This is a genomic window from Bacteroidota bacterium (genome assembly GCA_030706745.1).
Lineage (GTDB): Bacteria > Bacteroidota > Ignavibacteria > Palsa-1295 > Palsa-1295 > PALSA-1295.
Window position 1 is genome coordinate 197,520 of the sequence record JAUZNX010000005.1, and the last position, 11,657, is coordinate 209,176.

Annotated in this window: 11 protein-coding genes; 3 read left to right on the forward strand and 8 right to left on the reverse strand. The window is 55.3% G+C overall.

Annotation, left to right across the window (positions count from 1 at the left end; translation table 11 throughout):
- The first annotated feature begins 116 nt into the window (after positions 1 to 116).
- Positions 117 to 2,159 carry an acetate--CoA ligase gene (gene acs, locus Q8902_08265; protein MDP4199549.1) on the forward strand — a complete coding sequence of 681 codons (2,043 nt, stop codon included), beginning with the start codon at positions 117 to 119 and terminating at the stop codon, positions 2,157 to 2,159.
- A gap of 467 nt (positions 2,160 to 2,626) precedes the next feature.
- Here the strand turns inward: acs and Q8902_08270 are convergent, their stop codons facing one another.
- On the reverse strand, positions 2,627 to 4,246 hold the full coding sequence (locus Q8902_08270) for a hypothetical protein (protein MDP4199550.1): 1,620 nt from the start codon (positions 4,244 to 4,246) through the stop codon (positions 2,627 to 2,629).
- Between the two features lie 678 nt (positions 4,247 to 4,924).
- On the opposite strand from Q8902_08270, the gene Q8902_08275 reads away from it, so the two are divergent.
- The gene (locus Q8902_08275) at positions 4,925 to 5,683 is read left to right on the forward strand and encodes a TMEM175 family protein (protein ID MDP4199551.1); all 759 of its coding nucleotides are present in this window, start codon (positions 4,925 to 4,927) and stop codon (positions 5,681 to 5,683) included.
- 21 nt (positions 5,684 to 5,704) lie between these two features.
- Here the strand turns inward: Q8902_08275 and Q8902_08280 are convergent, their stop codons facing one another.
- Genes Q8902_08280 through Q8902_08310 form a run of 7 tightly spaced genes read right to left on the reverse strand, consistent with a single transcriptional unit; the run spans position 5,705 to position 10,888 of the window.
- Positions 5,705 to 5,815, reverse strand: coding sequence for a 4Fe-4S binding protein (locus tag Q8902_08280; protein MDP4199552.1), 111 nt, complete (start codon positions 5,813 to 5,815; stop codon positions 5,705 to 5,707).
- 3 nt (positions 5,816 to 5,818) lie between these two features.
- Entirely contained in the window at positions 5,819 to 6,040 is a 222-nt protein-coding gene (locus Q8902_08285) for a hypothetical protein (GenBank protein MDP4199553.1), read from the reverse strand.
- Positions 6,041 to 6,043: 3 nt separating this feature from the next.
- Positions 6,044 to 6,331 (reverse strand): type II toxin-antitoxin system HigB family toxin, encoded by a 288-nt coding sequence (locus Q8902_08290; GenBank protein MDP4199554.1) that lies wholly within the window; start codon positions 6,329 to 6,331, stop codon positions 6,044 to 6,046.
- A 33-nt stretch (positions 6,332 to 6,364) separates the two neighbouring features.
- Positions 6,365 to 8,023: an NAD(P)-binding protein gene (locus tag Q8902_08295; GenBank protein MDP4199555.1), complete on the reverse strand. Its 1,659-nt coding sequence runs from the start codon at positions 8,021 to 8,023 to the stop codon at positions 6,365 to 6,367.
- The gene (locus Q8902_08300; protein ID MDP4199556.1) at positions 8,020 to 9,081 is read right to left on the reverse strand and encodes a thiamine pyrophosphate-dependent enzyme; all 1,062 of its coding nucleotides are present in this window, start codon (positions 9,079 to 9,081) and stop codon (positions 8,020 to 8,022) included. Before Q8902_08300 ends, Q8902_08295 begins: the two co-directional genes overlap by 4 nt.
- Positions 9,078 to 10,265 carry a transketolase C-terminal domain-containing protein gene (locus Q8902_08305; GenBank protein MDP4199557.1) on the reverse strand — a complete coding sequence of 396 codons (1,188 nt, stop codon included), beginning with the start codon at positions 10,263 to 10,265 and terminating at the stop codon, positions 9,078 to 9,080. The genes Q8902_08300 and Q8902_08305 overlap by 4 nt, the downstream gene beginning before the upstream one ends.
- Positions 10,259 to 10,888 carry a 2-oxoacid:acceptor oxidoreductase family protein gene (locus tag Q8902_08310; protein ID MDP4199558.1) on the reverse strand — a complete coding sequence of 210 codons (630 nt, stop codon included), beginning with the start codon at positions 10,886 to 10,888 and terminating at the stop codon, positions 10,259 to 10,261. Before Q8902_08310 ends, Q8902_08305 begins: the two co-directional genes overlap by 7 nt.
- Before the next feature lie 331 nt (positions 10,889 to 11,219).
- Here Q8902_08310 and Q8902_08315 point away from each other — a divergent pair, with 331 nt between their 5' ends.
- A complete protein-coding gene (locus Q8902_08315) occupies positions 11,220 to 11,648 on the forward strand; it encodes a hypothetical protein (GenBank protein MDP4199559.1) in 429 nt (142 codons plus the stop codon).
- Positions 11,649 to 11,657 lie beyond the last annotated feature (9 nt).

An 11,657-nucleotide genomic window follows, 5' to 3' on the forward strand; every position in this document is an offset into this window, starting at 1 on the left:
TACACAAGCCCCGTCCATCCGTGGATAGGGCTTGTGCGTTTTTGTACGAATCCGTTGTGGGGCCTGATCTATCCGGGCCTTTGCCTGCAATGCCATTTCCGTCGTAGTTTTGCATCATGTCCAAGTCATCAACGAAACAGCGCTCCGCATCCGATACCCGCTCCATTGAATCCACGCTCGGAGAAAAGCGTCTCTTCAAGCCGAGTAAGACGTTCGCCGAGCAGGCGCGCATCGGCTCGATAGCGCAATACGAGAAGCTCTATCGCGCCAGCATCAAAGATCCCGAGAAGTTCTTCGCGAAGCAAGCGGAAGAGTTGACGTGGTTCAAAAAGTGGCGCAAGGTTCTTGAGTGGCGAGCACCGAATGCGAAGTGGTTCGTCGGTGGCAAGCTCAATGCAAGCTATAATTGCATCGACCGGCATCTCACTACTCCGCGCAAGAACAAGGCGGCACTGATTTGGGAGGGTGAGCCGAGCGTGGGCGGAGGCTTTGAGCAGCGCACGCTCACGTATCAGCAGTTGCATCGCGAAGTCTCGAAGTGCGCCAACGTGCTGAAGTCGCTTGGCATCGCAAAGGGCGATCGCGTTGCGCTTTACATGGGCATGACTCCCGAGCTTGCGATTGCCGTGCTGGCCTGCGCGCGAATTGGCGCGACGCATTCTGTGATTTTCGGCGGCTTTTCGTCGGAGGCGATTCGCGACCGCGTCAATGACATGAATGCAAAGCTCATCGTAACGTCGGATGGTGCATATCGTCGAGGCCAAATCGTCGAACTCAAACAGAATGTCGATCACGCGCTCCGATTGGAGGCTATCAAGATCGACGGGAAGGAACAGACCCTTGGGGGCTGTCCCTCGGTCGAGAAAGTGCTGGTCGTGAAGCGGACCGGAAGCGCGATTGACATGATCGCCGGGCGTGATGTCTGGTGGCACGACATGATGGCCGAGGCCAGTGCCAATTGTCCTGCGGTGCCAGTTGATAGCGAACATCCGCTTTACATTCTTTATACTTCCGGCACGACCGGTAAGCCCAAAGGCATCGTCCATACGACTGCCGGGTACTTGCTCGGTACGTACCTTACGACGAAATACATTTTCGATCTGCGCGATGAAGATGTCTTCTGGTGTACCGCCGATGTCGGCTGGGTCACTGGTCACAGCTACATCATCTATGGTCCGCTTTCGAATGGCGCGACGGTCGTGATGTACGAAGGCGCCCCGACGTATCCCGCGCCGGATCGGTTCTGGGATATTATCGAGCGGCACGGCGTCAACGTCTTTTACACTGCGCCGACCGCCATTCGCGCATTTATTCGTGCCGGCGACGAGCATCCCAATAAGCACGATCTCTCCTCGCTGCGATTGCTCGGCACGGTCGGGGAGCCGATCAATCCCGAAGCGTGGATGTGGTACCATAAGGTGATCGGCAAAGGCAAGTGCCCCATCGTCGATACCTGGTGGCAGACCGAGACCGGCGCGATCATGATCTCGCCGCTGCCCGGTGCGGTGCCAACGACACCCGGATCGGCTACGCTGCCATTCTTCGGCATCGAGCCGGAGGTCGTCCACAAAGATGGCTCGCCCTGCAAGCCGAACGAGGGTGGATATCTGATTATCAAGAAGCCGTGGCCTTCCATGTTGCGTGGCATCTACAAAGATCCGGAGCGATTCCAAAAGCAGTACTTCAGCGAGTATCCCGGCATCTACTTCACTGGTGATGGCGCGCGCCGCGATAAGAACGGATATTTCTGGATCATGGGCCGCGTCGATGATGTCATCAATGTTGCCGGACATCGCTTAGGCACGATGGAAGTCGAGAGCGCGCTTGTCGGCAGCGAAGCTGTTGCCGAGGCCGCCGTTGTTGGTCGTCCCGACGAGATCAAAGGCTCCGCGCTCGTCGCGTTCGTAACGCTCAAGCAAGGCTGGAAGCCGGACGAAGCACTCAAGGAGCGGCTGCGCCAGCATGTCTCCGAAATGATCGGTCCCATCGCAAAGCCGGACGAGATTCGGTTCTCGGACGCGCTTCCGAAAACCCGTTCGGGCAAGATCATGCGCCGACTGCTCCGCGAACTCGCATCCACCGGCTCCGTTGCCGGCGATACGACCACGCTGGAGGATTTCTCCGTACTCGAACGGCTCCGGGCGGGGGAGGAGGAGTAATTACGAATTACGACGAATTACGACGAATTACGAATGATTTTAGCCTTGGAGGGGCGAAAGGACTTAGCCCAGTGTGAAGCGCAACCCCCTGGATAGGTTTGCCGCATAGCCACATCAAATAATTTTATATTACGTTTTCGATTATTTTTCATGAATCACGGTGTCCCTTGGCCAACCAAGAGTTTGCCCGTTGCCACTATGCCTATTCTGCATCCAATTCGTAATTCTTCATTCGTAATTCGTAATTGAAAGAGGGAGCCCTTCACCCTATATAACAAGGTTCGAAACCCTCGGCATCGCAATTTTTGGATGAATTTTTGAAATTGTGGAAAGAACGTGATGTTCGCCACGGCAGATCACCACTTCTCCCAGTCATCCAATGCGTCGCATCAATCCAAGCCTGCCCCGTCGTGACGGGTTCAAACGTCACGCCGTGACAGCAGGGAGAAGGCACGTCTGAACCTTGTCTATCGAGGAGCTCCAGTTGCTACACGATACAGTCGATAGCCTTGACGGTCATAGCAGATGCTCCACCCTTGTGGAGCGCAAACGGAATCGGACGGGGCCACCAGCAGATATGAGAGTTGAAATGGAAGATCCGAAGACGACATCGAGTAGAACCTCGTCGTCGTATCAACTCGACGTTCATAGGTTGGAGTCAGGTAGCTTTGTCCGAGATACGGAGTCACATTGGTATAGGCAGATGAAAGATACGAGAGTTGACCGTCGCGTGCCAGGAACAGTCCATGTGCGCGGCTCTGTGCCAGCCAGCGGAAGAGTTGCCGCTCGGGTGGACTCAGGCGGATTGTGTGCATGATGTTCATCGACTCCGCGGTTCGCGAGATGACAAAAATAACATTGTCAGAGAACATAAAGAATAGCATCATGACTGACACTGCCCAGACCCCAAGAGACCGCCTTTTGATCGCTATTGTATTCGTTAGCTTTGCGATCGCCGGAAGAGCAAAGAGAAACAGAGAGAACCATGGATAGCCATGGTGAAAGTGGATCGGCTGTATAGGTGTCATCCAATGCTGGTGAATGCTAAGGACTGTAGAGATCAGAAAGCAGACCGCCAGGAATTCGTCGCCCCGCCTCAATGGTGGACGCAGGACAATGCGATAGATAATGAGCGGCAGGAGCGAGGCAATACTAAGTACAAATGAGAGATCGGAGACAGTCCACACCTCCGACTTCCACAATGACACAATTCGCCGATGACTGTCGAACTGGTTCAGGTACACTCCATAGTACCAGATGAACGCAGCCGTGCAGAGCACCGTCACCGTTTGAAACCAGAGCGGTGGCCGTGCACGTCCAGCGATATATGTCCACACCAAATATGCGAGCATAATCGCGATCATTTCGAGCCCTGTCCACGGATGGGTTGCGGCCAGCAGAAGGAGACCGACGGCAGCCCATCGCCAGCGATCCCGCAGAACACCAAGCCAAACCATGGCGACCAGGAGATGGTATAGAGCTTCCGTTGTGAAGAAAGTGTTGCGACCCCAATTGAGAAACCAGAGACCATGATCCGGATCGAACTGGAGGATCGCGAGGGCATTGGTGTGATTCAACTGCAGGAACTGCCAGCCTCGATCGATGAACCCGTTTGCAATCCCGGCGGCGCAGAGAAGTCCGCCGCCCCAAAAGGCTAGCGCCAGGTAGAATATCTCATGCTTCCTGTCCATGCCGATAGTGACGCAGGACCGAATGAGCGCGAGCGTTGTGCGTGCCAGCGCGACTGAAAAGATGAGCCCGAGCGCATCGAATAAGTACCCGGAATCGGCGTGGAGCAGCACCGTGCCGACGCCGAGAAGCCACGGAAACCATTGGAAGTAAATGGACGGTGCGTTCAAGTCATAGGGATTCGGATAGAGAATGCCATTGCCGCGCGAGAAGATGGCGCGACCCAGCGCAGAGTAATAGGGCATATCATAATCGAAAAACCCCGTACCCTGACCATGCGAGAAGAGAAAGTGTGTGACATACACCCATGCGAACGGGGCAACGATTAGAGCCGAGATACTCCAATCGTGAAATTCCGATTTCAGCCGGTTCAACGAGATTAGGTTGGTTGTAGGCATTGTGTTGTTGACCAATGGACGAATTACAATACGAGAGGATCTGTCTGCATGGGCCATCATTGAGGCCACGCGCGGCAGAAAGTGAGAACGAGTAGAATGACCATGGTTTTACGATCGTATCATCTCACGAAGATACAGTATTTAAATGCCAACAGCAAGTGAGGGCGCGAAAAGTGACCTAAGGTGTTGTAAGACAGTGGTACATGGAGCAAACTCAACTGGTATCAAATATGAGATGGCTGCGGGTCATTTCGCTCAAAGGGACATAGAAAGAAAGTTTTTCGAAATGATCCTTCCAGAACTTGCGATGTTCGGGCGTCAACGCTGATGACAAAGGTGAAGAGGCACACTCGACAAAACAGAAGCGGGATTACGCCAACAATTGTCAGGATTCTCTCGAAGATACGTATACCCGATACTTAGGATCCCAATAACTGAATCAGACTTAAAGCTAGCGAGTGCGGAATTGCTTCGTCATGCTCCGCCTGTCTCGTAATGACGGGCTACTCCTAAATATCCTCCGCCACCATCTCGATTGCGCCGGCGGGCGCTCGCCGACGCAGATGTCGCAGCCTCTGAAATATTTAACACTCTGTGACTCGCCGGATCGCACGCGGTTTTCGCGCGTAGGATTCCCTTCTGGGACTAATTAACGTTTTTCCTGGAGCGGGTGTTTTGGTGGCACAGGATTCTGCGCCTCAGCAATCGGCTTTCCTCTCCCCCCGACTGAAGGTGCGGGTCTCGGTCAGACGTGTGATCGCGGTCGGCGTTCGCACGCAGACATCTCACCTCATTCACACAATCATGGTACGGGATACCGCCCGTGTTGAAGCATTCTCGGATGGTGTATTCACCATCGCAATGACATTACTCGTGTTGGAAATCGAAGTTCCGCGCGGGGTTCTTGATAATGGGCAACTGATTCGCAACTTGCTGGCCGAGTGGCCGAAGTTTGCAGCTTACCTGACCAGCTTCTCCACGATCGGGATGTTGTGGATGTCGCATCACTATTTGTTCAAGCACATCGAACGGTCGGACAACTTGCTGTTCTATACTAACCTGCTGTTGTTATTGCTGGTGACGTTTGTCCCATTCCCGACGGCACTCTTGGCGGAGTATCTCGGATCGAGCGGGGAGACGACCGCCGCAGTGCTGTACGCTGCCACATTCTTTGCCATTTCGCTGGCGTTTCTTCTATTGTGGCAACACGCCGCGCACAAGCGGCGATTGATCTCGGAGTCCGTGGAGCAATCGGTTGTGCGCGGCGTCACGCGTTCCTACCGTTCGAGGCCGATCTTCCGGTTTGCGCTGCTACTCCTGGCATTCGTGAATGCCTACGTTTCGCTGATCTTGACGTTCGCACTCGCGGTACTATTTGCGATCCCACCGAAAGCGTGGGCGAAGCCTCGTCCCGTGGCGCGAAAGCGGGAGCATTAAATCGACTTGCAGGATTAGTCTCTAAATATCCTCCGCCACCATCTCAATCGCACCGGCGGGACACTCGGCAACACAGATGCCACAGCCTCTGCAATAATCGTAGTTGAACTTGAAGGAAGGGGCGTAGGGAATGGATTACGAAATCAACTCTGGCACACGTTCATCCTCATATTTCTCGATGAGTGTGCCGATCACTTCCATCAAGGAAGCCAGGGGATGTGTCTCTTCTTCTCCGACTTCTTCAATCAGTTCATCCAGGAGCGCGACAAGCTGGTGGTATTCATGTTCGGTATGAGGAACGCGCAGGTACTTCGATACCGGCCCCCAGTTGCTTTCGATTTGTTCTAAGACGAACATCAGTTACTCCTTCCACTTTCCTGAGTTGTACGCATCATGTTTGAGAACAGCCCGAATGTAAATCCGTTTCCGGTTGTAATGGACCGCAGCGACAAGCCGGTATCTATTCCCGCCGATGTTGAAAACGGTCAGTTTTCCGACCTTATCGGCAGCGGGGAACTGCGTTCGCAACTCCGAAAATGTCGAGAATGTATTGTGTTTCATCGAGCGGTACCACTCCGCAAGCGGCGCCCTGGCATCCGGGTGTACCAGCGCAAAGTCGTTAAGACGCTTGCGTGTGATTACATGCATGGCTATACACGCCGTCAGAGGCAGTCTATTACTCTAAATATCCTCCGCCACCATCTCAATCGCACCGGCGGGACACTCGGCAACACAGATGCCGCAGCCTTTGCAGTAATCGTAGTTGAACTTGAACTTTGGTGTTGATGAGAAGCCCTCACCCTGAGCCAAGGAAGAGGGGATGCTCTTTGGAAGTTTGATTACGGAGTTGTCCGGGCAGACGGCGAAGCAATTATCGCACTCGAAGCAATTGCCGCAGGACATGCAGCGGCGCGCTTCGAAGAGCGCGGTCTGTTCGTCGAGTCCGCTCACGACTTCTTCGAATGTCGAGCGGCGCCGGAGCATCGCAAGCACCGGCTGCACCGTCTGTTCGGCGTCGGAATAGTACCACGTGTTCAACTTCTCGAAACTCGCGAGCGCGTGCTTTTGCGCCGGCTTATACTCAACGCCGTTCAAGTACGCATCGATATTTCTCGCCGCTTTTTTTCCATGACCGACGGCAACGGTAATTGTCCGTTCAGAGGGGACCATATCGCCGCCGGCAAAAATACCGGCGTGACCTGTCATCATGTTCGCGCCGACTTTCACGACGCCATCTTTGTTGTGTTCGATGCCGGGAATACTATCGAGAATTGACGAATCGACATCCTGTCCGAGCGCGAGCACGACCATATCGCCAGAGATCACTTCGAACTCTCCGGTCGGTTGCGGGTAGCCGTCTGCATCGAGCGCCATCTTTTCGACGGTGATCGATTCGTCGTTCATGTGCTTGATCGTTTCGAGCCAGCGGAATTGGATGCCTTCTTCGATCGCTTCTTCCACTTCGAAATCGTGCGCGGGCATTTTCTCGCGCGTCCGGCGATACACGATGATCGCTTCGTCTCCTAAGCGTCGCGCGGTGCGTGCAACATCGAGCGCCGTGTTGCCACCGCCATACACTACTACTTTTCGGCCAACTTGTGCCTCGCCCGGCGAGCGAAGCATCGAGAGCGCGTCGAGCACGCGACCAGCGTCCGGCGAGGGTATGTCGACATGCTTTGACACATGCGCGCCAATCGCGACGAAGCATGCATCGAATTTCTCCCGCTGCATCAGAGCCGGAATGTCCTCGACTTTTTCGTTGAGTCGAAGCGTGACACCCAAATTCAAAATACGCTGAACCTCTGCGTCAATGATATTGCGTGGCAACCGGTATGCCGGTATGCCGAAGCGCATCATGCCACCAGCAGCAGGACCAGCTTCGACGATCGTTACTGCGTGCCCAAGTCGCGCGAGATGGTATGCGGCAGAGAGTCCACTCGGGCCAGCGCCAACAACGAGCACGTGCTTGCCATTTGGTTTGGTGGTAGCTTCGACGTTCCATCCTTCTTCGATCGCACGGTCGCCTAAGAACCGCTCGACGGCGTGAATACTGACGGGTTCATCGAGCTGGGCGCGATTGCAGGATGTCTCGCACGGATGATAACACGCGCGGCCCATGATAGCCGGGAATGGATTGTTGCGCATGATCTCTTCCCACGCCGCGCGGAAATTTCCTTCTTCGGCGTGATAGAGCCAGCCCTGCGTATTCTCGCCGGCAGGACACGCATGATTGCATGGGGGCAGACGATCGATATAGTTTGGCCGTTCGGTGCGCCAGGCACCGGTATGGTTTGCGAGGCTCGAGCCGACTGGGAGAGAAATCGCAAAGTGCTCGTTCACGCTACAACCTCCTTCATCGTCGACGATGAACGAAGCAGGTTGTACCGGTCGATGTTCTTGTCGGCAATTTGCTGGAGTGCCGCAATGCGCGCTTCATCGCGCTTTGGCTTGAAGAGATGGGCGAACCTGCCTTGCGTCATTAAATAGTCTTCGACTGGAATTCTGCGCCGGATCGCGTTCGAGCGAACGACTTCGCCATGCTCCGCTTCGAACAGCGGGAAGACGCCGGACTCGACCGCAAGTCTGGCCACGCGAATGGTGTCGCGCGTTGCGTGTGCCCAGCCAAGCGGACATGGCACGAGGATATGAATGTACCGCGCGCCGTGCATGGACATCGCGCGCGTCACCTTTGCTTCGAGATCGTGGAGATCGGCCACGCTGGCTGTCGCGACATACGGGATGTTGTGCGCCATCGCAATGCGCGGCACATCCTTGCCGATACCAAACGGATTGCCCGGCGCTGATCCCATGGCCGGTGTGGTTGCGGTCCGAGCGGCTGGGGGCGTGGCGCTTGATCGCTGGACGCCGGTATTCATGTAACCCTGATTGTCATAGCAGATATAGAGCACATCGTCGTTGCGCTCGAACATGCCGCTTAAGCATCCGAAGCCGATGTCGGTCGTGCCGCCATCGCCGCCTTGCGCGACGACGCGAATGTTATCGCGACCTTGTCTGCGTAGTGCTGCTGCGACACCCGAAGCAACTGCCGCAGCATTTCCAAACAGTGAATGCAGCCACGGAAGCTGCCACGATGTCTCGGGATACGGCGTCGAAAACACTTCGAGGCATCCGGTCGCATTCACAGCGATCACATTGCCGTTCGTCGCGCGCATCGCGGCGTCGAGTGCATAGCGTGCACCGAGTGCTTCGCCGCAACCCTGGCACGCGCGGTGGCCGCACGTGATCGCATTCGTCCGTTCCTGGGAGGACTGGACCGTCCGCAAATCGCTACCAAGCAAGCGATTGCCGGCGGTGAATGTCCCGGTCTGATAGAATTTAACTCGTGTGGATGTGTCTTCGCGGGTGCGAATGTCATCCACGAGGGGCGCTTCGGTCATGAGACTTCCAGTTGTTCGAGTTCGTTTCTAATCATATCCCAATTGAGATCGAGGAAGGTAGTGTCAGGTACCTCATCGTGTGGCGCACGCTGGAGGAGCTTCAACAGCGAGTCCTTTGTGATCGGCCGGCCTCCAAGTCCCGCGATGACACTCTGGAGCGGAATCTGCAATCGATCGAGCGCCAGCCGAATGTCTGCCGTAAGTGGTCCGCCCATTCCGGCGGTGATACTCTTTTCAATCACGATCACGCGTTCGGCATGTTTGAGAGCCTCGCGCACTGCCGCGACCGGAAATGGTCTGTATGATGTGATAGCTAGTGTCCCGATGGAGTGTCCCGCCTCGCGCAGTTCATCGCAAACATCGAGTATGGTGCCGATCACCGAGCCCATCGCCACGACGATTGTGCTGGCTCCCTCGACTCCGTAGGAGTGAATGAGTCCGCCAGAATCGCGCGCGAACATGGCCTCGAACTCCACAGCGATCTGAGGAATGAGTTCGAGCGCCTGGAGCTGCTTGCGGTGCGCGAGATAACGCACCTCCGCGAATGCTTCGGGGCCGACTAGCGAACCAGCACTCATCGGGTGCTTCGGATCGAATTCGTAAGCTGGTTTGAACGGTCCGACAAATGCCTGGACTTGTTCCAGCGGCGGAAGATCCAAACGCTCGTAGGCATGCGTCAGGATAAACCCATCGACACAGACCATCACAGGAGTGCCAAGTTCTTCGGCAATTCGGAATGCCTGCACGTGAAGATCCAGCGCTTCCTGATTCGACTCAGCGAAAAGCATAATCCATCCGGCATCGCGGAGGGCCATGGCGTCCGAGTGGTCGTTCCAAATATTGATCGGCGCGCCGATGGCGCGCGTGCCGAGCGTCATCACGATCGGCAGGCCCATACCGCTTGCATTATAGACGGCCTCCGTCATAAAAAGTAAGCCCTGGCTCGATGTCGCGGTGTAGGTCCGGACGCCAGCCGCAGAGGAGCCGATGGCGACGCTCATCGCCGCGAACTCGCTCTCGACATTGATAAATTCGCAATCGGGAAGTTCGCCGGTGCGCACCATCTCGCCCAGGCCTTCGACGATATGTGTCTGCGGCGTGATCGGATACGCGCAGACCACTTTGGGGCGGCACAACGCAATGGATTCAGCAACGGCCCGTGAGCCTTCAATCTGTTTTAGCAAATCTCCTCCTCGAGCTTTGAGGATTCCAGTTTTTCCTCTTCGAGCATTTCAATTTCCAATACGCGTTCTTGCCGGGCTGCTTCGCTGGCAGCCGTGGCAGCCAGAATGTTCTTTTCGGCGACATCGCCTTTGAATTTCACTCGAATCGCCTCGGCGACAGCATTGATACTGACGACGCCGGTGAGTGCTGCGAACGCACCCAGTAGTGCCGCGTTCGGAATGGGCCGGCCAATGTAATTCATCGCCAGCTCCGTGGCCGGAACGGTAATCATGTGACCTTCAGGAAGTTTATGCTCGAGACTGGCCAACCCGAGCTCCGTTGGGGTCTTCTTCGAATTAATCAACACAAACCCATCGCTGCGAAGGCCGTTGAATATGCCCGGCATGTGGAGCAACGTGGGGTCCTGAATAATCAGTGCATCTGGCTGGGCGATTGGTTCGCGAGAGCGGATCGGTTTGTCGTCAATGCGGCAAAATGCCAGCACGGGAGCACCGGTCCGTTCGGAGCCAAAGCTCGGGAAGGCCTGCGCGTGCTTCGACTCGCGGAACGCCGCGATCGATAGCAATTCAGCCGCGGTGACAACGCCCTGCCCGCCGCGCCCGTGAATGCGGATCTCAAACATACCCACGTGTGGCTCCAGAATCTTGCCAGTGACCTCGTGCGGACCAATCAGCGCAAAAGGCTCCGATTTTCCATATTTCCATTCGCGAACGCCCATAATCTGTCGCTCGGACCGTAAAACTACTTAACGGTCAACCGGCAAATCTTCCGCACAAAAAGGATGGTGGATTAGAATTCTTTACACCGGCATTGGGCAGTGGCTGGAGGAACATTTCGTTCGGGAATCTCGTCGGTTGCATTTATGAGTGCTGTCGAGCGCATCCGCCTAACACATCCCATCTGCCACGAAGTGGAACAACCGCAAGTCAGGCGGGGTGAAGATCGCTAACTCTATGAGTCGTTTCGTTTCCAACAATCTGTTTGAATTTTGGATGGCGTACTGCGGGCTGATACTCGTCGCCTTCTATGTACCATTTTTGAGAAGCTACATCGCGACGCCGATCGTTTGCGGGACGCTGCTCTTCGGAGCTTGGCGCATGGCCACCATCGTAAGGGATAGTATTCGAAAGGCAAGCGCTGCATCGGGCAGGTATCTTCGCCCACTTGACTATTTTGATAAAGTGGAGTCTAAGCGAGCACATGTCACCACCGGAATTTGGCTGGGATCCTCCCTGGTTTATATTTGGGCAGAGAACCCGTTTTGGTTGATTGCCGTCTTAAAAATCTACTCCATCCTCTGGGTGCCATTTATGTCGTTCATCATAGGATATGGGCTCGCCACGAAGATCAGTGCTGGCAAGGATAATCCTGGCGTACAGTAGACCCGGGCC

Excerpts from the sequence above, each read along its gene's own strand:
- acs (MDP4199549.1), top strand. The coding sequence starts at position 117 with ATGTCCAAGTCATCAACGAAACAGCGCTCCGCATCCGATACCCGCTCC.
- Q8902_08270 (MDP4199550.1), bottom strand. The coding sequence starts at position 4,246 with ATGCCTACAACCAACCTAATCTCGTTGAACCGGCTGAAATCGGAATTT.
- Q8902_08285 (MDP4199553.1), bottom strand. The coding sequence starts at position 6,040 with ATGTTCGTCTTAGAACAAATCGAAAGCAACTGGGGGCCGGTATCGAAG.
- Q8902_08290 (MDP4199554.1), bottom strand. The coding sequence starts at position 6,331 with ATGCATGTAATCACACGCAAGCGTCTTAACGACTTTGCGCTGGTACAC.
- Q8902_08300 (MDP4199556.1), bottom strand. The coding sequence starts at position 9,081 with ATGACCGAAGCGCCCCTCGTGGATGACATTCGCACCCGCGAAGACACA.
- Q8902_08310 (MDP4199558.1), bottom strand. The coding sequence starts at position 10,888 with ATGTTTGAGATCCGCATTCACGGGCGCGGCGGGCAGGGCGTTGTCACC.
- Q8902_08315 (MDP4199559.1), top strand. The coding sequence starts at position 11,220 with ATGAGTCGTTTCGTTTCCAACAATCTGTTTGAATTTTGGATGGCGTAC.